This is a genomic window from Providencia sp. PROV141, assembly GCF_028481645.1.
In the GTDB taxonomy this organism is placed as follows: Bacteria; Pseudomonadota; Gammaproteobacteria; order Enterobacterales; family Enterobacteriaceae; genus Providencia; species Providencia rettgeri.
Window position 1 is genome coordinate 196335 of the sequence record NZ_JAMPPR010000014.1, and the last position, 23026, is coordinate 219360.

The following is a 23026-nucleotide window of genomic DNA, read 5'->3' on the forward strand; positions in this document are numbered from 1 at the left end:
ATGATTACCTTTCAAAATATTCAAAAAGTCTATGAAAAAGATGGGCAGTCTTTAGTTGCATTGCAAGACATTAATTTGCATATCAATAAAGGGGATATCTTTGGATTTATTGGTTATAGCGGAGCGGGTAAAAGCTCACTTATCCGCCTGGTGAATCAATTAGAAAAACCAACCAGTGGTGCTGTTATCATTAATGGCCAAAATGTTGCTGAGCATACCCCAGCAGAAACTCGCTCACATAAAAAAAGCATCGGTATGATTTTCCAGCATTTCAATTTACTGGAAACGAAAACTGTTGCACAAAATATTGCGATGCCCTTAGTACTCTCAGGTGTCGATAAACCGGAAATCACTCAGCGAGTTGATAACATTCTTGAATATGTCGAACTTAGCGATAAAAAAAACCAATACCCTGGGCAGTTATCTGGTGGACAAAAACAACGAGTTGGTATTGCTCGTGCTTTGATCAATAACCCACAAATTTTATTATGTGATGAAGCGACTTCAGCACTTGACCCACAAACGACTCGCTCAATTTTGCAATTATTAAAAAAGATCAACCAAGAGCAACATATTACTATCTTACTCGTGACTCACGAAATGGAAGTTATTGAACAAATCTGTAACCGTGTTGCTGTTATGGAATCAGGTAAAATTGTCGAAGAAGGAACCGTACTTGATATTTTTGCCAACCCACGCCAAGACACAACCAGAAAGTTTGTAGGAACCGTGCTAAATGAAGAAATTCCAGAACGCGTTCTACATAACTTAGAACATCAACAAGATGTTTATCGTCTTGAATTTTTAGGGGCTTCCGCTCAGCAACCGGTTGTTAATGAGTTAATACTGAAAGAGATTGTCAAAATAAATATTTTATTTGCCAATATGAAAGAAATCAGTGGTGTCGTACTGGGTAGTATGTTTGTCCAATTTATTGGTGATAAAGAAAAAATGGATGAGGCCGTTTCTTTTCTTCGTCAACGTGGGGTTGCTGTCAATAAGGGGGCATTATGACACAATTATTCGAAACCGCTTTAACAACGAAACAGTTTTTATTAGCGATGTCAGAAACCTTTACGATGGTCAGCGTTGCACTCGTATTAGGCTCTATATTTGGGATTTTATTAGGTATTGTACTTGTTGTAACAAGGCCAGGTGGTATTTGGGAAAATAAATGTATTTATCGTATTGTGAACCCTATTATTAATATTATTCGTTCGTTGCCTTTTATCATCTTATTAGTTGCCATGATCCCCCTAACACGCTTTATGGTTGGAACCTCAATAGGAACAACTGCAGCAATTGTACCATTAGTTATTTTTATTGCTCCTTATACTGCACGTTTAGTTGAAAACTCATTACTCAGCGTACATTCAGGTATTATTGAAGCAGCTGATTCTATGGGAGCAACAAACTGGCAAATTGTTTGGCACTTTATTTTACCTGAGGCGAAGTCATCATTAATCCTAAGTTTAACCGCTGCCAGTATTACTTTAGTTGGTGCAACCGCCATGGCAGGCGCCGTTGGTGGTGGTGGCGTGGGTGACTTAGCTCTAAACTATGGTTACCAGCGTTTTGATAATGTCGCAATGGCTATCACTGTTGTTACATTGGTAATTATCGTTCAAGGCATGCAATTTATTGGCGACTATTTAGCTAAAAAAGCTCGCTACCATTAGTGTAATGGTGAAGGTCGAAAATCTTTTCGGCCTTCTTTATTTGACCTTACTTTATAAATGCCTATTCCCCCCCTTCAATGCTTCTCTCCCACACGCCATGATTATCTTTAATTAAAAAATAAAATAAACTCACCTCGATGCTTACTTATTCAAATTTATCGCTTTTTTACGTGCTTTAACTCACTTTAATGATAAAAAATGCGATAAATAATCAAATTATTTAAATTTATTTATATTATAATCATGTAGATATACTTTTTAATGGATATTATCGGCTTTTCGCTAAAATAATCTATTCTCAGTGTATATTTAGTTATCTTGCTATTTTGACATTTTTTGCTTTCTACGCGCGCTTTACGATGCATCGTCAGCGTTTTATTCACTTACAGATTAAACTGATTATGCCAACTATTGAACAACTCATTTTATTGATTTCTATACTTATTCTTTTGGGTATTTTCTCTAGCAAATTGTCAGCTAGACTTGGTTTACCCATGCTAGTCATGTTTTTATTTATTGGCATGTTAGCCGGTGAAGATGGGATAGGTAAGATTACGTTTGATAACGTTAATGTTTCGTATGCCGTTGGATCTCTCGCTCTTGCTTTAATTTTATTTGATGGGGGTCTGCAAACATCCGTAAAATCAATTCGTTTAGTTTGGAAACCGTCTTTTACACTAGCAACACTTGGCGTTCTTGTAACCGCTGGCGTGACTGGGCTCGCGGCAGCTTATATTCTCGACGTCCCTCTGCTTGAAGGGCTACTACTTGGCGCTATCGTCGGTTCTACCGATGCCGCTGCCGTCTTTTCCTTACTGCGCAACGCTGGGATCTATTTAAATGAGCGTCTGCAATCTACTTTAGAAATAGAAAGTGCAACCAATGATCCTACTGCCATATTCTTAACGGTTGGTTTATTACAACTCTTAATGAATCCACAAGCTTCAGGTAGTGAATTAATTTTGCTATTTTTTAGCCAGATGGGAATAGGGACAGTGGTTGGCTTGAGTGTTGGCTGGGTTTCAGTCAAAATTATCAATAAGATTAAGCTACTCGCAACTGGGTTATATCCTGTCCTTGTCGCTGCATGTGGACTACTTTCTTTCGGGCTCGCCAGTAACTTAGAAGGCAGTGGTTTCTTATCTATTTTTGTTACTGGTGTGGTAATTGGTAATCATCGGTTTGTTTTTCAACGTAATACATTTTTATTCCATGATGGGTTGGCATGGCTAAGCCAAATTATCATGTTCGTTATGTTAGGGTTACTTGTCAACCCAAGTTCCCTTATTGAAGTCTGGCTTGAAGGCTTAGTTATTGCCCTTGTCTTAACTTTTATTGCGAGGCCGTTGGCTGTAATACCTGTCCTAAAATTATTTGGTTTTCCAAAACCTGAGATAACATTGATTTCCTGGGTAGGTTTACGTGGCTCAGTGCCTATTATTCTCGCTATTTTCCCGTTTATCTACGGGCTACCTAATGCCCATCTGATTTTTGACGTGGTTTTCTTTGTGGTCTTAATCTCAGCAACTTTACAAGGCTCAACCTTGCCTTATGTAGCACGTAAATTGAATTTAATGCAGCCACCTCCATTGATCCCTGCAGCAACTTTAGATATTACCGCAGTAGACCAAATAGATGCTGATTTAGTGGAATATACTTTAGGGGAGGATTGCTCTGCGGTAGGTCGCCGATTATCACAATTAGCATTACCAGACCAAACTGTCATTGCAATGATTACGCGAGAAAAAAGTGTTTTACCACCAAGGGGGTCAACTATTCTTCACGCTGATGACCATTTATTTGTTGTTCTTAAGCCTGAAAATCGTATTTTCCTTGAACGTCTTTTTTCAGAAAAAAATATCTCTGAGCACATACCTATTGAACTACCCGATACAGGGTTAAGTCTAAAAGGAACGACGCGATTAAATGAGATCCAATCCTCTTATGGTATCCAAATTGATAACGGCGATGAAAGGACGCTTAACCAATTTATTTATGCTTCTATATCGGATCCTTTACAAGATACCGTCATAAAACTAGAACAACTGCAATTAAGAATTGGAGAAATGATAGGAACACGTATCGTCACAGTAATATTAGAGCCAATTAAAGAACAAGAAAGTTAACTAGGCATAAGCACGCCAGAAAAAAAACACGCCTATACCGAGTGAAATATTAAGTAATTATTAGTTTAAGGATATAAAAATAAAAGCCCTTTCGGGCTTTTATTTGTTCTATTATGAAACATAAGCTAAAAATAGCTATTGTCTTATTTAAATCATACACAGCAGATACATTTAATTTACGTTCCCAATTGAAATAATTAAGAACGAAAGTTAATTACGTTTCATTCTGAGACAATATGACATTTGGTTATACAAGGGTATATGCAGAGCTTTCAAACCCTTTATCACCAGTGCTCTCATCTACTTGAGTATCTTCTTGTAGAACTTCACTAAAAAACTCACCCATGTTAACGTCTAAAACTTTTAATACCCGAACAAGGCAATCTATATCAATACGATTTACACCACGCTCGTAACGAAATAGCTGCTGCTCACTTATATCTATCTCTTTAGCCAACTGAAAAACAGTAAAGCCTTGAGCTCTTCTAAGGGCTTTTATTTTTTGTCCAACTGCACAAGCGACAGGATATTTCATGTTCATAAACATTCTCGCTTCAATTTATATTAAGGAAATAAAAATTAGCAGATAATTATCTACATATTTTATTTTTATATTTATGTGTATAACATTTGATAATGCTATAGTCGATTCAGCATATATCGGAAAGAATGATATACTACCATTATAATTAGTTTCAACTAGTCCTAAATTGACATTGCAACTATGTAACAAAGTATTTCACTCTATACACTTCATGCTTAAAATCAAAATAGTACTGTAATATCACCTAGTTACGCACAAAATGAGTAACATCTCATGCTTATATTCCATAAGACACCCACCTTCTCTTGGAATATTTGTCTAAAAAAGACCTATATGGCCGATGTATAACCTAAAAATAAAGGAAATAAACAGAATTATTTAACACTGTAACAATATTAATGTTATTGATACAATTTAAGTTGGTGAAATGTGATAAACCCAGTGTAGATGGTACTTTTATGTAAAAAATAGTAAAAACAATCAATTTTATCTCTAAAACTCTCTGATTCGACAAAAGATCAGTACGTTAAAAAGCCAGTTAACCTGTTACAATTAGCGAAATAGTAAATTTTTAAAGTAGCAAGAATAGAATTTATAATATTCAAGTACCAAACATAACAAAACCATAACGTTAAGAAAGCTTATTATTCATTTTACTAGATGAGCATCACAAAATTATGAAAAATGACTTTCATCGACAATCTAATTTGGTTCTTACTAGTTTCTATTTTTTACAGTATGCAAATTGCTATAAAATTTCAAAAATAAACACGATCTCAGAGTTTATAACTAAGATGTAGTATCTCACATTTACGATATAATAAAAATAGTTTATAAAAAATTGATATTTACTTTCTCTATTCCACAAAATAGCAATTAGACATTCATTTATACGATTTTCTTTTGTCATTGATGCCTAATTAAATCATTATAGTCTATCCCTTACTCCTTTATTATCTATTAGTAGTAAAATATATTCTGCTAATACCATATAGAAATATAGGTGTAAGAACTAAATAATTCTTGCAAAGCGTATCCTGAATTATTCTACATATCAGGCAAGCAGCATAATTGTTAATTGCTTAAATTCTTATCGAGCCCTTTAAGAAATGAAACTGCCATAATATGTGTATATTCGCTAGATTTAATCTGCAATAACACTATGTCTGGATGGTAGCTCATGTAAGATTTCCCCTACGGGCTGAACCCGCAACCAGCTTACCAACGCATGGCTTAACCACTGAGTCGTTTACTTGGGAATGTATCGATGTTGTTTGGTTAGGTTTATTGACTTGGATTGGTATTGAGATGGTGGGTCGTGCAGGATTTAAATCCTTCGGATTTACCCTACGGGCTGAACCCACAACCAGCTTACCGAGGTATGGCTTAGCGACTAAGCGTTTACTTAGTAATGTATTGATGTTGTTTGGTTAGATTTATTGACTTGAATTGATATTGAGATGGTGGGTCGTGCAGGATTCGAACCTGCGACCAATTGATTAAAAGTCAACTGCTCTACCGACTGAGCTAACGACCCATCTTGGAAATTCTGATTTTATACTGGTTTAGATGGTGGGTCGTGCAGGATTCGAACCTGCGACCAATTGATTAAAAGTCAACTGCTCTACCGACTGAGCTAACGACCCATCTAAATTTGTATTTTAATGCGAGTAACGGATGAAGTGGTGGGCGATAGCGGGCTCGAACCACTGACCCCCTCCTTGTAAGGGAGGTGCTCTACCAACTGAGCTAATCGCCCACTTCATGACTTATACTATCACATTGTAATAAATAATTGGTGGGCGATAGCGGGCTCGAACCACTGACCCCCTCCTTGTAAGGGAGGTGCTCTACCAACTGAGCTAATCGCCCAATTATTTATTATCATCGTCAACGGTGGTGGGCGATAGCGGGCTCGAACCACTGACCCCCTCCTTGTAAGGGAGGTGCTCTACCAACTGAGCTAATCGCCCCGTCGTCGATGGAGGTGCATTATAGGGATACTGAGTTCTGAGTCAACGCTTTTTCAATAGATTTTTATCGTTCGTTGCAAAAATAATCAAGATGTTTCAATATTCACCAGAAAAGCTGCCTTTTTAATCAATTACCTATCATTTTCTCTTTGTTCTTTTAAGAAAAAAACAGAAATTATTTTTAAAGCGCATTTATTTATGTCAAATTTGGCGAAACTGCGCAATTTCTTGTCTTCTATCCTGATAACTTGATTGAGGAATCATTGTAGGATGATAGAATAGATATACATTTTAGCAATGCTTAAACATTTCACTGTTTAGAACATCAAACTTGCTACCCAGTTAACTGTGCTTGTTTTTAGTCTTCTACAGTAAATAGATAAGCGCTTCAAAAACATGTTTTGCAATTAAGGCAATCTCGATGAGTAAAATCAAAACCCGTTTTGCGCCAAGCCCAACTGGCTATTTACACGTTGGTGGTGCACGTACCGCTCTGTATTCCTGGTTATTTAGTCGCCACAATCAGGGCGAATTTGTCCTGCGTATTGAAGATACTGACTTAGAACGTTCAACTCAGGAAGCTATCGACGCCATTATGGACGGTATGAACTGGTTGAATTTAAATTGGGATGAAGGCCCTTATTATCAAACTAAACGTTTTGACCGTTATAATGATGTTATTGACCAAATGTTAGATGCGGGTACCGCTTATCGTTGTTATTGTTCAAAAGAGCGCCTAGAAGCGTTACGTGAAGAACAAATGGCAAATAACGAAAAGCCTCGGTACGATGGTTGCTGCCGTGATCATGCTCACAACCATACACCAGATGAGCCACATGTTGTTCGTTTTCGTAATCCACAAGAAGGTTCCGTTATTTTTGACGACAAAATTCGTGGACCAATTGAGTTTAGTAACCAAGAACTGGATGACTTAATCATTCGCCGTACTGATGGCTCCCCGACATATAATTTCTGCGTCGTAATTGATGACTGGGATATGGAAATCACTCATGTTATTCGTGGTGAAGACCATATTAATAACACACCCCGCCAAATCAATATTCTAAAAGCATTAGGCGCACCAGTGCCTGTGTATGCTCACGTGTCAATGATCCTAGGTGATGATGGTAAAAAACTGTCAAAACGCCATGGTGCAGTTAGCGTTATGCAGTATCGTGATGACGGTTATTTGCCGCAAGCGCTTCTTAATTATCTGGTACGTTTAGGTTGGTCTCATGGTGACCAAGAAATTTTCACCGTTGAAGAAATGAAAGAATATTTCAGCCTTGATGCAATCAGTAAATCAGCAAGTGCGTTTAACACTGAAAAACTGCAATGGTTAAACCACCACTATATCAATACGTTACCAGCAGAAGAAGTTGCAACCTATCTTGCATGGCATATTGAGCAACAAAATATTGATACCAGCACAGGTCCTCAATTAGTTGATTTAATCAAATTACTAGGTGAGCGTTGCAAAACATTGAAAGAAATGGCGGAATCTTGCCACTATTTCTACCAAGATTTTGAAGAGTTTGATGCTGATGCCGCGAAAAAACACTTACGACCTGTTGCTCGTCAACCTTTAGAAGTCGTAAAAGATAAGTTAGCTGCAATTACAGATTGGACAGCAGAAAATGTCCATCAGGCCATCGAAGCCACTGCAGCTGAGTTAGAAGTGGGTATGGGTAAAGTGGGTATGCCTTTACGTGTTGCGGTGACAGGTGCCAGCCAATCTCCAGGCCTTGATGTCACTGTTCACGCTATCGGCCAAGCCCGTTCAATCGCTCGTATTGAAAAAGCCTTAGCGTTTATCGCTGAGCGTGAAGCTTCGGCTCAATAATTTAAAATTTTCGGCCCCTAATTTATTGGGGGCCAGTTCTCTGCCCCCTCCTTTTCTTACTAAACTGATTGCAAAATGTTCTATATTTCAGCAATTAAACCTAAAACCCGATTATTTTATTGACACTCTAAGTTAGCTTGAATATGATGCATCCCGTCCAAAAGATTTTGTTTGGGGCTATAGCTCAGCTGGGAGAGCGCTTGCATGGCATGCAAGAGGTCAGCGGTTCGATCCCGCTTAGCTCCACCATCTAATTCCCTGTTAGATGGCACAATACAAAACATTTCGATTGGGGCTATAGCTCAGCTGGGAGAGCGCTTGCATGGCATGCAAGAGGTCAGCGGTTCGATCCCGCTTAGCTCCACCATCTTATTTCTCTTATGAATTATTCCCTGCTTCTGCTTTAATCCACTTTATAAATTCAATGATTTCAGGCCGTTCAATCACTTCGGGTAACATGACCAAATAATAGGCAAATCGAGCTGGCCATGGCTTATCAATCACTTGCATTAGCCGCCCATCTTCGATTTCCTGTATCGCGTACTCTTTTGGGACTAAGGCTAAACCTTGCCCTGCAATCGCAGCACGGATCAATAAATAATCATCATCAAATGCACTACCTCGTGTTGCTTGCTTATCATGTTCAACACCATGCACAGCTATCCTATCCTGAAGCTACCAGTCATCCAGAAGGCGCTCTTCGTTTAGCGGAGAAAATTGCGGCCTGGCGCGCCCTCATCCCTGAACATGACTTTAGGCCACATATGACAAATGAATGGATTGACCTTGTCGATGATCCTGATTTCCCACGCACTCCATTACGAGGAGGATTCACTCTACGAACAGGCCGTAACGGTTTGATTCAACTACTCGAAGAATGGCAAGCTGCGGGAGTTAACCATGCCGCGATTGGAATTCAATACTCTGAGCGCCCAGCTTTAGAAGTACTACAAGAAATAGCTGAAGAGGTTTTACCGCATTTCCCTAGCCACCAAGGGATCAAAAGCAGGCTCGTAGACTGGTAGTAATTTTGGCGTCTTCCCTCATTTTGTGGCTGACGCCAAACCTTGATTATTTTGCATCACTGCGCGGTATAACCACCATCAATAGGAATAAATGCCCCTGTTATAAAGCTACTCTCTTCTGATAACAAAAAAGCGACAACATTAGCAATTTCTTGCCGAGTAGCCATTCTACCCATTGGATGAGTTGAAGCCATCCATTGCTTCGTTTCCTGTGATAATACGCTAATATTCGGTGTTTCTACATAGCCGGGGCCAACCGCATTGATACGGATACCTTTTTGAGCGTTTTCTAAGGCTGCTGAACGCGTTAACCCCAGTACCGCATGCTTTGCTGCGGTGTAAGGTGCTATGCCCGCTATCCCTGTTACCCCATTGCAAGCTGATAAATTCACGATAGCTCCCCCACCACTGCGCAAAATCGCAGGAATACTGTACTTCAAACCATGAAATGTTCCTGTTATATCGGTCTCGATCACCTCATGCCAAGCCTCTAAAGGATAATCTTCAATATTGACGCCATGAGGCCCAGTGATCCCTGCATTATTCACCAAGTAGTGCAATGCACCGTATTGTTGCTCAATTTTTTCAACTGTTATTTTAAAGTCTTGTGCATTTGCGACATTCATTTTTATGGCATAGACACGTTGTCCTGTTGGGTCTATTTCTTTAGCGGCTTGTTGTAAAGCTACCTCATTACGCCCCGTAATTACCACTATCGCGCCAAGTGAATACAGCTTTTGTGCAATAGTGAAGCCGACACCTGTCGATGCCCCTGTTATAAGTGCAACTCGCTGATTAAATTTGCCCATAACTCACCTTGATTATAATTAACTTTAGTTAACTATAGTTAATTAACTAAAGTTAATCAACTGGTCGTCTTATTATTAAAATCAATATATACTCAATAGACTGAATATTACGGAATCATCATAATGCCAAATTCTCTAGAAGATGCGCTTTCGCTACTGCAATGTACGCTAGTTGCACGCAGAGTTAGCTTTACCCCTGAGCAAATAACTTGGGGTCAATATGATGTGTTAGAAATATTGAGATTAAAAGGGGATTTAACACCAAGTCAGTTAAGCCAATCTCTTGGCCTTTCTCGCCAAAATTTATCAAAATTTCTTCGAGTTTTGAAATCTTATGAATTTGTCGAGCAATATCAATCTGAAGAAGATAGACGGGAACTGATCACCCGTTTAACCGAAAAAGGGCATCATTTTTTGCAACGAGCCGCCACAGGACGTGCTGAAAATGCAGAAAAGGTCAAAGCCGCATTAACGCCCCAAGAACAAAAACTATTTATTACTTTAAGCCAGAAGATTACTCACGCACTGGGGCACGATTAACCTCGCTTTAAAGGCTTTACTAGCCCTTCTAAACCTTCTATTTTTAACCCTAGGGTCATCTCCATTAACTGCCCTAAACGTCCAGCAGGAAACTCTCCTTTCTTATAGAACCATAATAAATATTCTTCGGGTAAATCAATTAATACGCAGCCTTTATATTTACCAAATGGCATATAGGTATTGGCCATATCGATGAGATCTTGTTTTTCCATTATTAGTTCTCTTTTGTGTCAAAGCATAAAAAAACGGCGCTCATTTGAACGCCGTTTCTTAATTTAGCATGTTTTAGTGGATTACAAAACTAACCCAACAACGGCTGCGGATAAGAAGCTAACTAAGGTTGAACCATACAGTAATTTCAAACCGAAGCGAGCCACGGTATTACCTTGTTTCTCATCTAAGCCTTTAATCGCACCCGCAATAATACCAATGGATGAGAAGTTAGCGAAAGAAACTAAGAATACGGACAAGATACCAATAGAGCGCTCAGATAACCCACCAGCAATCGCTTGTAAGCCATCCATCGCAACGAATTCATTCGTTACCATTTTCACTGCCATAATTCCACCAACCTGTAAGGCTTCTTCAGCAGGAATACCGAGCATCCACGCAAACGGATAGAATACGTAACCTAACATAGTTTGGAAGTCGATACCGAATACAGCTGAGAAAATACCGTTAATCATTGCAATGAGGGCAATAAAACCAATTAACATCGCTGAAACGATAATCGCTACTTTAAACCCAGCAAGAATATATTCACCCAACATTTCAAAGAAGCTTTGCCCTTCATGCAGGTTGCTCATTTGAATATCTTCTTCACCTTCCGGTGGATACGGGTTAATCAGTGAGAGTACAACGAAAGTACCGAACATATTCAGAACCAATGCTGCGACCACGAAACGTGGTTCTAACATGGTCATGTATGCCCCAACGATAGACATAGATACCGTTGACATAGCTGTTGCGGCCATGGTGTACATTCTGCGATCTGACATCCGATTCAATTGGTCTTTATACGCAATAAAGTTTTCTGACTGACCCAATAACAATGAGCTGACTGCGTTAAATGACTCCAATTTACCCATACCATTCACTTTCGATAACACGGTACCGATGATACGGATCACGATAGGAAGAATTTTGACGTGCTGTAAGATCCCGATCAACGCAGAAATAAAGATGATTGGGCATAACACTTGTAAGAAGAAGAACGCTAAGTTGCCTTCAATCATACCGCCAAAAATAAATTTAGTCCCTTCTGCTGCATAGCCTAGCAAGTGGGTAAACACTCCTGCTACACCAAGAACAAATGATTCGCCAATATTCGATTTTAAGAACAGATAAGCTAATGCAATTTGAATAACCAGTAGTTGAACAACATAGCGAGGGCGGATCCCTCTACGGTTACTACTAGCTAAAATTGCAAGAGCAGCAATTACTACTAAAGATAAAACGAAATGCAGGATCGAGGTCATATGCGACTCCAACAAATTTAAGAATCAGTCTATGTGCATATTCTATGTAATAGACAACATTTAAATGAGACGGAGGTCACATTAATATGAAAGCTTACTAGGTGTATTTTGCAAAAAGAAGAAGGGGATCACGTTTCAACTATAACAATTCCTAGTATTCGCTTTTTTTGCACAGAAATTTTACTGAGAATTTAAGTTAAGACTTACAACAACCTGCGTACAAAATTGTTGCCTACAGAGATTGTAGGCAACTAAGCCAAATTGAATATAGTTCACTATTGAATATTCAGCAAACGAATCAATTCATTTTCATCAATAACACGTATGCCAAGTTCATTCGCTTTCGCTAATTTAGAACCTGCGGCCTCACCAGCAATCACCAAATCTGTTTTTTTAGAGACACTTCCTGAAACCTTTGCACCTAAAGCGACTAATTTGTCTTTGGCTTCATCACGCGTCAAGATACTCATTGACCCTGTTAGCACTACCGTTTTACCTGCAAATGGGCTATCGATTTCTGCACTGTTGACGACTTTCACTTCAGGCCAATGAATATTTGCCTTAGTCAGTAAATCTTCAATCACCGCTTGGTTATGAGGTTCGCGGAAAAAATTGACTACATGCTTCGCGACCACATGGCCAATATCTTGAACCGTTTTTAGTGACTCTTCATCTGCCGTCATCACGGCGTCAAGTGTGGTGTAATGCGCGGCTAAGTTTGCCGCTGTTGCCTCACCAACTTCACGAATTCCAAGGGCATAAATAAAACGAGCTAACGTCGTTTGTTTAGACTTATTGAGTGCATCAACCAGATTTTGTGCCGATTTCGGCCCCATTCTATCCAAGCCTGTTAAGATACCTGCACTTAATTGATATAAATCTGCTGGCGTTTTGACATACTCTTTTTCAACTAGTTGGTCGATAATTTTATCGCCCATGCCATCGACATCCATTGCTCTGCGTGAGACAAAATGTTTCAGTGCTTCTTTGCGTTGTGCCCCACAAATAAGCCCACCTGTACAGCGCGCTACCGCTTCGCCTTCGACTCGTTCGATATCAGAGCCACATACTGGGCAATGAGTTGGGAAAACAATTTCCCGGCTATCTGCAGGGCGGTTATCAACCACAACACTGACGATTTGCGGAATAACATCTCCGGCTCGACGAATAATAACTGTGTCACCAATATGCACGCCAAGGCGTTCGATTTCATCGGCATTGTGTAAAGTCGCATTGCTGACCACGACGCCTGCAACTTGCACAGGCTCTAAACGCGCGACAGGCGTGATAGCACCGGTACGCCCGACTTGAAATTCAACATCTTTTAATAATGTCACTTGTTCTTGCGCTGGAAATTTAAACGCGGTCGCCCAGCGAGGTGCTCGAGAAACAAACCCTAACTCTTCTTGAATCGCAATCGAGTTAACCTTAATAACCACACCATCGATATCAAAGCCAAGCTCAGGTCGAACTTGCTCAATTTCATGGTAAAAATCCAATACTGCCTGATGACCTACACGTAATTGAACATAATCACTAACCGGTAAACCCCATGCCTTGAATTGCATCAAACGGTCATAATGTGTATCCGGTAAAGTGCCTCCTTCCACAAGCCCCACACCATAACAATAAAAAGTAAGCGGCCTTTTGGCGGTAATACGTGGGTCTAATTGGCGTAAAGAACCTGCTGCTGCATTACGTGGGTTTGCAAAGACTTTGCCATCCGTTTTGCGTGCTTGTTCATTAAGCGCTTCAAAACCTTTTTGGGGCATAAAAACTTCCCCACGGATCTCAACGCGATCAGGAATATTGCTTCCCGTTAAACGCAATGGGATAGCGCGAATGGTTCGAACATTCGCAGTAATATTTTCGCCTACGGTTCCATCGCCCCGAGTCGCAGCCTGTACTAGCTCACCGTTTTCATACAGTAAACTGACCGCTAGCCCATCTAACTTGAGCTCACAACAAAAAGTCAGTTCTTGATGATTTTTCAAGCGATCTCTGACTCGCTTATCAAACGCAAGATAGCTTTCTTCATCAAAAACGTTATCTAGAGACAACATAGGAATTTCATGGCGTACGGTATCAAACGCAGCTAATGGTGCAGCACCAACACGTTGAGTCGGTGAATCACTGGTGACAAGTTCAGGATGCTGCGCCTCTATCTCTTTTAGACGTTGCATTAACTTGTCATATTCCACATCTGGAATTTCGGGCGCATCTAATACATGGTATTGATATTCATGATGACGTAACTGTTTTTTTAATTCGTCTATTTCTTGTTTGGTAGTCATGATTCACTCATACAGATAAAAAACCCCCAATAATGGGGGTTTTGTTCAACGTTTATTTAATTTAGTGTGTTTCTAATTCGTGCATGATACACCTCTATTTTTTGAGGTGTCAGCATTTTGCGTTCGTCATCAAGAACAACCCCTCCCGCATCTGATGCGATACGTTGAGCTGCTTGCAACATCAGTTTGAAATTTTGCCCTGCATCACCGTAAGACGGTACCATCATAAACATGGAAACCCCAGGGGTGGTAAAGTCAGCCATTGTCTCAGGGTCAAATGAGCCCGGCTTCACCATGTTAGCTAAGCTAAACAGCACAGGCCCTGTACCAGACGGATTCACATGACGATGGAATATTTTCATTTCCCCAAATTGGAAACCGGCTTGTAAAATACTCTGCAGTAACAATTCACCTTGAAGTTCTTGTCCTTGAAGAGCGGCTACGTGAAGTACCAGGACTGTCTCCTTGCTACTTGTTGTAGCAGAATTTTCCTGCGGCTCAGCTTTCTTCTCAATATGCTGCGTCTCTTGTTCATAGGTACTCGGCTGAGGCTCTTCGCTCAATTTAGTTGAATCAATATGCGGCTCAGCGGCAGTACCAATGACTGGCTGAGTACGAACTTCTGGCTCAATTGCCACTTCTTCACTCATATTAATGGTGAGCTGCTCAGGTACATGAACAGGTTCAGTTCGTTGGTGCATCGTAAGCTCATTATGAACTGGCGATTTAGCCTCTGGCTGCATATTCATAATAATGTCAGGTTCAACCGATGCCTGTGGCTGTATATTAGGTTCAACTGGAGACTCATTTTTTACCGGATATACAGGCTCAGTCGCAGCGGAGTGAACAGGCGCTTGCTGAGTAGGTTGATTTTCAGTAAATAATGCAGAATCATCATATTCTGATGAATTCTCTTGCATATCGTTTTTTCTACGTTTTACGGGTCTATCGCGAAATAACTTTGAGCGCTCTTTACGGCTGGTCCATAAACCATGCAGTAATAAAGCGACAATCGCTATCGCACCTACGACCACTAATATCAGACGCAAATCCTGCATCGCTGCTATCTCTAGTTGATGAATGATAATGCCAACACGGCGGAAACTACCCTAAGATTATTTCTCAATGGCTCTAAGTGCAACCCCCAGAACGATTTTCTTACAAGAAAGAGAATATTCCGCTTTCATTTGCTGCTTTTTTAAGCGAATAATGGCTAGTCAGCCTAATTTCATATCTATATGATACATGGTCAACCGAAAAGGAGAGAACAAGAAGTATGACCCAATCGACATTTTCGACACAAAAAGACCATTCCGGTTTTTATTATTTTACACAAGGCTGGAGATTAATCACTCGTCCCGGTATTAAACGTTTTGTTATTTTGCCCCTATTAGCCAATATTTTATTCTTAGGCGGCGCATTTTGGTGGTTATATACCAAGCTTGGTGGCTGGATAAACCAAGTGATGAGTTACGTTCCTGACTGGCTACAATGGCTCGACTATGTTATTTGGCCAATCGCCGTTATCTCAATACTGCTTGTATTTACCTATTTCTTTAGTACGGTTGCTAATATTATCGCGGCGCCTTTTAACGGTTGGCTATCAGAGAAACTCGAAGCTGAGCTAACGGGTAAGCCATCACCAGATACGGGTGTGGCTGAGTTATTAAAAGATGTCCCTCGTATGATAAAACGCGAGTTTGTCCGAATCGGCTACTACTTACCTCGTGCTATTGGGTTATTAATCCTATTTTTCATACCTGGTATTGGCCAAACTGTCGCTCCGGTACTGTGGTTTTTATTTGGTGCTTGGATGATGTCAATCCAATATTGCGATTACCCGTTTGATAATCACCGTGTTGGTTTCAGTGAAATGAAGCAAGCACTTGCCAAAGAACGGATGAGAAATGTTCAATTTGGTGGCGTTGTTAGCCTGTTAATGATGGTGCCTTTTGTCAACTTAGTGATCATGCCTGTTGCCGTCTGTGGTGCAACATTGATGTGGGTTGACCGCTATCGTGACCGTTACGCACGCTACTAATATATCAATTGTTATATATCAGTCATTGCGCAGGTTTATCACCTGCGCTTTTCTTTCATCGAATACTTCACCTATTTTCAGCAAAATTTCTTAGAACAATTGGATCTAAAATAGCATTACGTTATAAGCTTATACTCAAATCATATTTGCATTAATTTGTTCTTAACGTATGTTGAATCCATCTCATTATTTCATTAATACCGATTACATTACTGGCTAACCGATTTTTAAGGATATCCCATGAGCAAAATTTATGATGATAACTCGTTGACCATTGGCCACACCCCTCTTGTCCGTTTAAAACATTTTGGTAATGGCAATATTTTAGCGAAAGTGGAATCTCGCAACCCAAGCTTCAGTGTTAAGTGCCGTATTGGTGCGAACATGATTTGGGACGCAGAGAAAAAAGGTATCCTAAATAAAGACAAAGAATTAGTTGAGCCAACCAGTGGTAATACAGGAATAGCTTTAGCCTATGTCGCTGCGGCAAGAGGTTATAAATTAACTTTGACCATGCCTGAAACCATGAGTATTGAGCGTCGTAAACTGCTCAAAGCATTGGGCGCCAACCTCGTTTTAACCGAGGGAGCAAAAGGCATGAAGGGTGCAATAGCTAAAGCTGAAGAGATAGTGAATAGCAACCCTAAAAAATACCTATTACTTCAACAATTTAATAACCCAGCAAACCCTGAAATTCATGAAAAAACCACAGGGCCTGAAATTTGGGAAGATACCGATGGCAATGTAGATGTTGTGGTCGCAGGTGTCGGTACAGGTGGGACAATTACTGGTATTGCAAAATATCTGAAAAATACCAAAGGTAAAGATGTAACTATCGTCGCAGTTGAACCCGAAACATCCCCTGTCATTACCCAAGCTTTGGCGGGTGAAGAAATTAAGCCGGGTCCTCACAAAATACAAGGGATCGGTGCAGGGTTTATTCCGGGTAACTTAGATTTAAAATTGCTTGATAAAGTCATTCAAATCAGTGATGACGAAGCGATTAAAACCGCACGCGAACTGATGGAAAAAGAAGGTATTCTCGCAGGGATTTCATCGGGTGCTGCTATTGCTGCTGCCACTAAGATTGCCGCTGACCCTGCTTATAAAGGCAAAAATATTGTCGTTATTTTACCTTCTTCAGGTGAGCGTTATCTGTCAACTGTCCTGTTTGCTGACATTTCTGCTGAATAACATAATTTCGTTACAATATCGTTAAAAAAGCACCTAAATGGTGCTTTTTTTGTGGCATGGATCAAACTTTAGCACGGATGGAGATGATTTCTAATTCGGGGTTTAGTATTAAACATAGTAATTATTTTGCACCTCGAAATTAATCACTTTTTAGCCAATCTCTAGGCCAAGTAAAATAATTTGCCAACGAGAAAAAGTTACGAGTTCGCAAAAAAACAGAAAAAGGGTTGATACCGCACAAAGTAGGAAACCTTTTTCCAAGTTAATAATCTAACTTATACGCAAACCTAGTCTATTTCATCTACAATTGGCTGGGTAATTAAAAAAACGAAAGTTATTGAGGAAATACTATGTTTCAGCAAGAAGTTACTATTACGGCACCAAATGGTCTACATACTCGTCCTGCAGCTCAATTCGTAAAAGAAGCAAAAGCATTCTCTTCCGACATTTCTTTAATTTCTGGCGGTAAATCCGCTAGCGCGAAAAGTTTGTTTAAATTACAAACCTTAGGCCTAACACAAGGCACAGTAGTGACAATTTCTGCTGAAGGCGAAGATGAAAAAGAAGCCGTTGAGCATTTAGTTAAACTGATGGGCGAATTAGAATAATTTCGCAGGAAAATAGCATTTACTGATTTCATTCAATGTCCCTGAGTGATGTCATTCGGGGACATTTGTATAATCAGCTATATTCATTGTCGTCTCTGCAACATCAGAACTCCCAGCACTAGCAGCAGTAAGGTAATATTATGATTTCAGGAATTTTAGTATCCCCGGGTTTTGCTTTTGGTCAGGCTTTAATCCTCAAAGAAGATCCTATCGTTGTTAGCACAAAAAAAATCGCTGACGATCAGGTTGATAAAGAAATTGCTCGTTTTATTGAGGGCCGTAACAAATCAGCCGAACAACTCAATTTGATTAAAGAGAAAGCCGAAAAAAATCTTGGAGCCGAAAAAGCTGAGATTTTTGAAGGTCATATCATGCTGCTGGAAGATGAAGAGCTGGAGCAAGAAATTGTTTCTTTAATCAAAGGTGATAAAAAAACGGCAGATGCAGCTGCATATTCCGTTATTGAAGACCAAGCCCAAGCACTTGAATCTCTTGACGATGAATATCTTAAAGAGCGTGCTGCTGACGTACGCGATATTGGTAAACGTTTATTAAAAAATATCTTAAATATTCCTATCGTTGATTTAAGTGCAATCAGCGAAGAAGTTATTTTAGTCGCTGCGGATTTAACCCCTTCAGAAACCGCACAGCTGAATTTAGATAAAGTATTAGGGTTTATTACTGATTTAGGTGGCCGTACATCGCATACCTCAATTATGGCGCGTTCTCTCGAGTTACCTGCCATTGTCGGCACGAGCGATGCCACCAGCAAAATTAAAAATGGCGATTTCATTGTGTTAGATGGTGTCAACAACACTATCCACTTGAATCCATCTGAAGCCGAAATCGATAAACTAAAAGCCTTCCGTGATGAATATCTTCAAGAAAAAGAAGAGCTCGCAAAATTAAAAGATTTGCCAGCTATCACCCTTGATGGTCATCAAGTTGAAGTTTGTGCCAACATTGGTACCGTACGTGATGTTGCCGGTGCAGAACGCAATGGCGCAGAAGGCGTTGGCCTCTATCGTACTGAATTTTTATTCATGGATAGAGACTCTCTTCCTACTGAAGAAGAACAATTTCAGGCGTATAAAGCAGTTGCAGAAGCAATGGGCAGCCAAGCCGTTATTGTCCGCACTATGGATATCGGCGGTGATAAAGACCTGCCATACATGAATTTGCCGAAAGAAGAGAACCCATTCCTCGGCTGGCGTGCAATTCGTATTTGTCTTGATCGCAAAGAAATCTTACACTCACAATTAAGAGCTATTTTAAGAGCCTCTAAATTTGGTAAACTGCGTATTATGTTCCCAATGGTCATTTCCGTTGAAGAAGTTCGTGAACTAAAAGCAGAGCTAGAAATGCTAAAAGCTCAGTTACGTGAAGAAGGTAAGGCTTTTGACGAGTCAATTGAAGTCGGTGTGATGGTTGAAACGCCAGCAGCCGCTGTTATTGCTCGCCATTTGGCAAAAGAAGTTGATTTCTTTAGTATTGGGACGAACGATCTCACTCAATACACTTTAGCGGTCGACCGTGGTAATGAACTGATTTCTCATCTTTACAACCCGATGTCACCTGCTGTCCTAAACTTAATTAAGCAAGTGATCGATGCATCACACGCTGAAGGTAAATGGACTGGGATGTGTGGGGAGTTAGCTGGAGATGAGCGTGCAACCTTATTGCTACTTGGCATGGGGCTGGATGAATTTAGTATGAGCGCAATTTCAATTCCACGTATCAAAAAGTTAATTCGCAATGCGAGCTTTACTGATACTCAAGCTTTGGCTGAACAAGCACTTGCTCAACCAACAGCGGATGAATTGATGAAACTTGTAGATACCTTTATCCAAGAAAAAACGTTATGCTAAGAACAGCACATTAGTTCGGTCCCATATAAAACGATTAGGAGAAGGTCCATGGGTCTGTTTGACAAACTGAAATCACTCGTTTCGGAAGACAAAAGTAGCAGTGGCAGTATTGAGATTATCGCGCCTTTATCGGGCGAAATTGTCAATATTGAAGATGTTCCAGACGTTGTGTTCGCAGAAAAAATTGTTGGTGATGGTATTGCGATTAAACCCGCAGGTAACAAAATCGTTGCCCCTGTAGACGGTACAATTGGTAAAATTTTTGAAACTAACCATGCGTTTTCTATTGAATCAGATGATGGCATAGAACTATTTGTTCACTTCGGTATTGATACTGTTGAGCTTAAAGGTGAGGGTTTTAAACGCATCGCCGAAGAAGGCCAAGCAGTGAAAAAAGGTGATTTAATCATTGAGTTTGATTTAGCGCTATTAGAAGAGAAAGCAAAATCAGTTCTAACTCCAGTTGTCATTTCTAATATGGACGAAATCAAAGAGCTAAACAAACTGACAGGCTCAGTGACAGTGGGTGAAACTGTCGTCATGCGTATTAAGAAATAACTCAACTACCCATATTTAGCTTAAACCATCAGGCTTGCCTGATGGTTTTTCATTGATGGGGCACTTTATTGCACGCCAGTGGCAATCAAATTTACTCACCCATTAAATACGCCTGTTGATAAATAGCGGTCTCCTCGGTCGCAAATGACTGCCACAATCACCGCTCCCCGGTTAGCTTGAGCCACTTTTAAAGCACCAGCAACCGCACCACCTGAGCTCACACCACAAAAGATACCTTCGACCTTCGCTAAGGCTCTCATGGTTTCCTCGGCTTCTTGCTGGTTTATATCCAGTACGCTATCAACTAATGAACCATCGAAGATGCCGGGCAAGTAACCCGGTGACCAGCGCCTGATACCCGGAATTTGGCTTTTTTCAGCAGGTTGTAAGCCAACAATGTGCACGTCCGCTGACTGGGATTTTAAATAGCGGCTAACCCCTGTAATGGTCCCTGTTGTTCCCATACTCGACACAAAATGGGTAATAGCGCCATTAGTTTGCTGCCAAATTTCAGGACCCGTTGTTTTAAAATGGGCTAATGGGTTATCAGGGTTATTAAATTGGTCTAAAACTTTCCCCTCTCCTCGCTGCTCCATTTCTTTAGCGAGATCCCGTGCACCTTCCATACCGACAGCCGTACTGACTAAGATAAGTTCTGCACCATAAGCTTGCATTGAGGCTTGTCGCTCTTTACTCATGTTATCAGGCATGAGTAATTTTAATTTGTAGCCTTTTACTGCAGCTATCATCGCGAGGGCAATACCGGTATTACCGCTAGTTGCTTCAATTAGCGTATCACCTGGCTTAATTTCACCCCGTAATTGCGCTTCATTAATCATTGAAAATGCCGCACGATCTTTTACCGAGCCCGCAGGGTTATTACCTTCAAGTTTTACCCAAATTTCAGCGTCAATCCCTTGTGTTAAACGCTGAAGTTTTACTAATGGGGTATTACCGATAAACTGTTCCAGAGCCGACACTTTACCATCCTTATAATTTTTATATATAAATAAGAAACAATAGAAATAAGATATTACCCCAATATTGATATGTGAAAATTGAAATCTCTTCACATTGATATTAGAAAAATAGATTATCTTAATTACCATTTCTGATATAGCTAATTGATATATTATATTACAATAAGTTTATAGAATTACCAGTTATATTTCGCATAGAAATATAACGATTAACACAATAATATCAATGCGTTATATGGAGATTTAAATATAGAAAGGATTAGACTATATATTTTAAATATAAAGTCTAATTATCGATGATAATACCTAGAAAGTAATAGAGCAAATAACACCAATAATATTGTGTATTAGTGTTATAAATTATTGAATTTTATATTCATGCACTTTCAGCAAGCTGGGGAAAAATTAACGCCTGCTCCCCCTGATAAATCTTTGCCTGCTGGCTGCCTAAAAAATAACGTTCACCTCGAGTGGGTATTGTTTTTTCAGACTGCCAAATCACTGACAACGGCTCTTTCCCCCAACCTAGCGGTTGAACGGTTAATTGCCAAAAATGCCCTCTTGGCCCCGATTCAGTGACCCTTACAGGTAAACGGTGCTGCTCATCCACTTCAGACTGCAATGAGATATCCCAAGGTCGTAAAAATACGTCAACTTCACCTTGTTGAACACTGGTATGGTTCAGTGGGAAATCATAGCCACCGATATTTAATGTTGAACCTTTGATATGGGCAGAGATTTGGTTAACTTCCCCCATAAATTCAAGGACAAATCGTGTTTCTGGCCGCTGCCATATATCACTCGGTGTGCCAACTTGCTCAATATGACCTTGGCTCATCACCACAACTCTGTCTGCAACTTCCATGGCTTCTTCTTGATCATGAGTCACAAAAACACTGGTAAATTTTAATTCATCATGTAATTGACGTAGCCAACGGCGTAATTCAATACGTACTTGTGCATCGAGCGCCCCAAAAGGCTCATCTAATAATAAAATTTGCGGATCAACGGCTAAAGCCCTTGCTAATGCTACACGCTGTTTTTGTCCCCCTGAAAGTTGTGCAGGGTAACGTGAAGCCAAATGACCCAGTTGAACCATCTCCAGCAATTTTGTTACTTTATCTTTAATAGCCTGAGCTGATGGGCGCTGTTTTCTTGGTAAGACAGTCAAACCAAAGGCCACATTATCAAACACTGTCATATGGCGAAATAATGCATAGTGTTGAAATACAAAGCCAACATGCCTATCTTTAGCATGGATTTTACTGACATCGTGACCATGAAAACGCAATAGCCCCTGACTTTGTTGCTCAAGCCCTGCAATAATACGCAATAAGGTTGTTTTACCTGAACCGGAAGGCCCTAATAGGGCAACCATTTCACCCGATGCAATATCCAGTGAAATATCGTTGAGTACTTGGGTTTTACCAAATAATTTACCGATTTTTTCAATTTCAATACTCATG

At 40.1% G+C, this 23026-nt stretch carries 21 protein-coding genes and 7 tRNA genes; 14 read left to right on the forward strand and 14 right to left on the reverse strand.

Going from position 1 to position 23026, the window contains the following annotated elements:
• The 3 genes from PSF09_RS09540 (at position 1) to PSF09_RS09550 (ending at position 3805) form a co-directional block, all read left to right on the forward strand.
• The gene (locus PSF09_RS09540) at positions 1–1014 is read left to right on the forward strand and encodes a methionine ABC transporter ATP-binding protein (RefSeq protein WP_272665869.1); all 1014 of its coding nucleotides are present in this window, start codon (positions 1–3) and stop codon (positions 1012–1014) included.
• A complete protein-coding gene (locus PSF09_RS09545) occupies positions 1011–1679 on the forward strand; it encodes a methionine ABC transporter permease (protein WP_272665870.1) in 669 nt (222 codons plus the stop codon). Before PSF09_RS09540 ends, PSF09_RS09545 begins: the two co-directional genes overlap by 4 nt.
• Positions 1680–2038: 359 nt before the next feature.
• Entirely contained in the window at positions 2039–3805 is a 1767-nt protein-coding gene (locus tag PSF09_RS09550; protein ID WP_272665871.1) for a potassium/proton antiporter, read from the forward strand.
• A gap of 247 nt (positions 3806–4052) precedes the next feature.
• Here the strand turns inward: PSF09_RS09550 and PSF09_RS09555 are convergent, their stop codons facing one another.
• A complete protein-coding gene (locus tag PSF09_RS09555) occupies positions 4053–4346 on the reverse strand; it encodes a helix-turn-helix domain-containing protein (protein WP_272665872.1) in 294 nt (97 codons plus the stop codon).
• Positions 4347–5519: 1173 nt separating this feature from the next.
• On the opposite strand from PSF09_RS09555, the gene PSF09_RS09560 reads away from it, so the two are divergent.
• On the forward strand, positions 5520–5783 hold the full coding sequence (locus tag PSF09_RS09560; RefSeq protein ID WP_272683823.1) for a hypothetical protein: 264 nt from the start codon (positions 5520–5522) through the stop codon (positions 5781–5783).
• A gap of 27 nt (positions 5784–5810) precedes the next feature.
• On the opposite strand, the gene PSF09_RS09565 is transcribed toward PSF09_RS09560, so the two are convergent.
• From PSF09_RS09565 to PSF09_RS09585, 5 genes are all read right to left on the reverse strand, one after another.
• Positions 5811–5886, reverse strand: a tRNA-Lys gene (locus PSF09_RS09565).
• A 33-nt stretch (positions 5887–5919) separates the two neighbouring features.
• A tRNA-Lys gene (locus PSF09_RS09570) sits at positions 5920–5995 on the reverse strand.
• A gap of 37 nt (positions 5996–6032) precedes the next feature.
• Positions 6033–6108, reverse strand: a tRNA-Val gene (locus tag PSF09_RS09575).
• 37 nt (positions 6109–6145) lie between these two features.
• A tRNA-Val gene (locus tag PSF09_RS09580) sits at positions 6146–6221 on the reverse strand.
• A gap of 25 nt (positions 6222–6246) precedes the next feature.
• Positions 6247–6322, reverse strand: a tRNA-Val gene (locus tag PSF09_RS09585).
• Between the two features lie 421 nt (positions 6323–6743).
• Here PSF09_RS09585 and gltX point away from each other — a divergent pair.
• The 3 genes from gltX to PSF09_RS09600 all read left to right on the forward strand — a co-directional run bounded on the left by gltX (position 6744) and on the right by PSF09_RS09600 (position 8532).
• Positions 6744–8165 carry a glutamate--tRNA ligase gene (gene gltX / locus PSF09_RS09590; protein WP_272665873.1) on the forward strand — a complete coding sequence of 474 codons (1422 nt, stop codon included), beginning with the start codon at positions 6744–6746 and terminating at the stop codon, positions 8163–8165.
• Positions 8166–8338: 173 nt separating this feature from the next.
• A tRNA-Ala gene (locus tag PSF09_RS09595) sits at positions 8339–8414 on the forward strand.
• A 42-nt stretch (positions 8415–8456) separates the two neighbouring features.
• Positions 8457–8532 (forward strand) — tRNA-Ala (locus PSF09_RS09600).
• 11 nt (positions 8533–8543) lie between these two features.
• On the opposite strand, the gene PSF09_RS09605 is transcribed toward PSF09_RS09600, so the two are convergent.
• Positions 8544–8822 carry a LysR substrate-binding domain-containing protein gene (locus PSF09_RS09605; RefSeq protein ID WP_272683824.1) on the reverse strand — a complete coding sequence of 93 codons (279 nt, stop codon included), beginning with the start codon at positions 8820–8822 and terminating at the stop codon, positions 8544–8546.
• Between the two features lie 107 nt (positions 8823–8929).
• Here PSF09_RS09605 and PSF09_RS09610 point away from each other — a divergent pair, with 107 nt between their 5' ends.
• Positions 8930–9190: a hypothetical protein gene (locus PSF09_RS09610; RefSeq protein WP_272683825.1), complete on the forward strand. Its 261-nt coding sequence runs from the start codon at positions 8930–8932 to the stop codon at positions 9188–9190.
• A gap of 56 nt (positions 9191–9246) precedes the next feature.
• Here the strand turns inward: PSF09_RS09610 and PSF09_RS09615 are convergent, their stop codons facing one another.
• Complete coding sequence (locus PSF09_RS09615) at positions 9247–9999, reverse strand: SDR family NAD(P)-dependent oxidoreductase (RefSeq protein ID WP_272665877.1); 753 nt, start codon at positions 9997–9999, stop codon at positions 9247–9249.
• 123 nt (positions 10000–10122) lie between these two features.
• Here PSF09_RS09615 and PSF09_RS09620 point away from each other — a divergent pair, with 123 nt between their 5' ends.
• Entirely contained in the window at positions 10123–10539 is a 417-nt protein-coding gene (locus PSF09_RS09620; RefSeq protein ID WP_272683826.1) for a MarR family winged helix-turn-helix transcriptional regulator, read from the forward strand.
• On the opposite strand, the gene PSF09_RS09625 is transcribed toward PSF09_RS09620, so the two are convergent.
• The 4 genes from PSF09_RS09625 to zipA all read right to left on the reverse strand — a co-directional run bounded on the left by PSF09_RS09625 (position 10536) and on the right by zipA (position 15369).
• A complete protein-coding gene (locus tag PSF09_RS09625) occupies positions 10536–10751 on the reverse strand; it encodes a DUF3820 family protein (protein WP_004912576.1) in 216 nt (71 codons plus the stop codon). The genes PSF09_RS09620 and PSF09_RS09625 overlap by 4 nt on opposite strands.
• An 81-nt stretch (positions 10752–10832) precedes the next feature.
• Positions 10833–12017, reverse strand: coding sequence for a NupC/NupG family nucleoside CNT transporter (locus PSF09_RS09630; RefSeq protein WP_210839191.1), 1185 nt, complete (start codon positions 12015–12017; stop codon positions 10833–10835).
• A gap of 275 nt (positions 12018–12292) precedes the next feature.
• The gene (gene ligA / locus PSF09_RS09635; protein WP_272665879.1) at positions 12293–14311 is read right to left on the reverse strand and encodes an NAD-dependent DNA ligase LigA; all 2019 of its coding nucleotides are present in this window, start codon (positions 14309–14311) and stop codon (positions 12293–12295) included.
• A 56-nt stretch (positions 14312–14367) separates the two neighbouring features.
• Positions 14368–15369, reverse strand: a complete 1002-nt coding sequence (zipA, locus tag PSF09_RS09640; RefSeq protein WP_210839195.1) for a cell division protein ZipA — start codon at positions 15367–15369, stop codon at positions 14368–14370.
• A gap of 218 nt (positions 15370–15587) precedes the next feature.
• Between zipA and cysZ the strand changes: the two genes are divergently transcribed.
• The 5 genes from cysZ (at position 15588) to crr (ending at position 20580) form a co-directional block, all read left to right on the forward strand.
• Positions 15588–16352, forward strand: coding sequence for a sulfate transporter CysZ (gene cysZ / locus PSF09_RS09645; protein ID WP_210839197.1), 765 nt, complete (start codon positions 15588–15590; stop codon positions 16350–16352).
• A gap of 240 nt (positions 16353–16592) precedes the next feature.
• Positions 16593–17546: a cysteine synthase A gene (gene cysK, locus PSF09_RS09650; RefSeq protein ID WP_004912592.1), complete on the forward strand. Its 954-nt coding sequence runs from the start codon at positions 16593–16595 to the stop codon at positions 17544–17546.
• Positions 17547–17896: 350 nt separating this feature from the next.
• Positions 17897–18154 carry a phosphocarrier protein Hpr gene (gene ptsH, locus PSF09_RS09655; RefSeq protein WP_004264876.1) on the forward strand — a complete coding sequence of 86 codons (258 nt, stop codon included), beginning with the start codon at positions 17897–17899 and terminating at the stop codon, positions 18152–18154.
• A 140-nt stretch (positions 18155–18294) separates the two neighbouring features.
• Complete coding sequence (gene ptsI / locus PSF09_RS09660; RefSeq protein ID WP_004264877.1) at positions 18295–20022, forward strand: phosphoenolpyruvate-protein phosphotransferase PtsI; 1728 nt, start codon at positions 18295–18297, stop codon at positions 20020–20022.
• A 48-nt stretch (positions 20023–20070) separates the two neighbouring features.
• Positions 20071–20580 (forward strand): PTS glucose transporter subunit IIA, encoded by a 510-nt coding sequence (crr, locus tag PSF09_RS09665; RefSeq protein ID WP_004912598.1) that lies wholly within the window; start codon positions 20071–20073, stop codon positions 20578–20580.
• Positions 20581–20675: 95 nt separating this feature from the next.
• Here crr and cysM read toward each other — a convergent pair whose 3' ends face one another.
• Together cysM and cysA are read right to left on the reverse strand one after the other, a co-directional pair.
• Positions 20676–21560, reverse strand: coding sequence for a cysteine synthase CysM (cysM, locus tag PSF09_RS09670; protein WP_272665880.1), 885 nt, complete (start codon positions 21558–21560; stop codon positions 20676–20678).
• A gap of 376 nt (positions 21561–21936) precedes the next feature.
• A complete protein-coding gene (gene cysA, locus PSF09_RS09675) occupies positions 21937–23025 on the reverse strand; it encodes a sulfate/thiosulfate ABC transporter ATP-binding protein CysA (RefSeq protein WP_272665881.1) in 1089 nt (362 codons plus the stop codon).
• Position 23026: the final 1 nt, after the last annotated feature.

Coding starts and splice junctions, on each gene's coding strand:
- PSF09_RS09630 (WP_210839191.1), bottom strand. CDS start 12,017: ATGACCTCGATCCTGCATTTCGTTTTATCTTTAGTAGTAATTGCTGCT.
- PSF09_RS09610 (WP_272683825.1), top strand. CDS start 8,930: ATGACAAATGAATGGATTGACCTTGTCGATGATCCTGATTTCCCACGC.
- PSF09_RS09555 (WP_272665872.1), bottom strand. CDS start 4,346: ATGAACATGAAATATCCTGTCGCTTGTGCAGTTGGACAAAAAATAAAA.
- ptsH (WP_004264876.1), top strand. CDS start 17,897: ATGTTTCAGCAAGAAGTTACTATTACGGCACCAAATGGTCTACATACT.
- PSF09_RS09540 (WP_272665869.1), top strand. CDS start 1: ATGATTACCTTTCAAAATATTCAAAAAGTCTATGAAAAAGATGGGCAG.
- PSF09_RS09560 (WP_272683823.1), top strand. CDS start 5,520: ATGGTAGCTCATGTAAGATTTCCCCTACGGGCTGAACCCGCAACCAGC.
- PSF09_RS09620 (WP_272683826.1), top strand. CDS start 10,123: ATGCCAAATTCTCTAGAAGATGCGCTTTCGCTACTGCAATGTACGCTA.
- PSF09_RS09545 (WP_272665870.1), top strand. CDS start 1,011: ATGACACAATTATTCGAAACCGCTTTAACAACGAAACAGTTTTTATTA.
- zipA (WP_210839195.1), bottom strand. CDS start 15,369: ATGCAGGATTTGCGTCTGATATTAGTGGTCGTAGGTGCGATAGCGATT.
- ligA (WP_272665879.1), bottom strand. CDS start 14,311: ATGACTACCAAACAAGAAATAGACGAATTAAAAAAACAGTTACGTCAT.
- cysK (WP_004912592.1), top strand. CDS start 16,593: ATGAGCAAAATTTATGATGATAACTCGTTGACCATTGGCCACACCCCT.
- PSF09_RS09615 (WP_272665877.1), bottom strand. CDS start 9,999: ATGGGCAAATTTAATCAGCGAGTTGCACTTATAACAGGGGCATCGACA.
- ptsI (WP_004264877.1), top strand. CDS start 18,295: ATGATTTCAGGAATTTTAGTATCCCCGGGTTTTGCTTTTGGTCAGGCT.
- PSF09_RS09625 (WP_004912576.1), bottom strand. CDS start 10,751: ATGGAAAAACAAGATCTCATCGATATGGCCAATACCTATATGCCATTT.
- cysZ (WP_210839197.1), top strand. CDS start 15,588: ATGACCCAATCGACATTTTCGACACAAAAAGACCATTCCGGTTTTTAT.
- gltX (WP_272665873.1), top strand. CDS start 6,744: ATGAGTAAAATCAAAACCCGTTTTGCGCCAAGCCCAACTGGCTATTTA.
- PSF09_RS09550 (WP_272665871.1), top strand. CDS start 2,039: ATGCATCGTCAGCGTTTTATTCACTTACAGATTAAACTGATTATGCCA.
- crr (WP_004912598.1), top strand. CDS start 20,071: ATGGGTCTGTTTGACAAACTGAAATCACTCGTTTCGGAAGACAAAAGT.
- cysA (WP_272665881.1), bottom strand. CDS start 23,025: ATGAGTATTGAAATTGAAAAAATCGGTAAATTATTTGGTAAAACCCAA.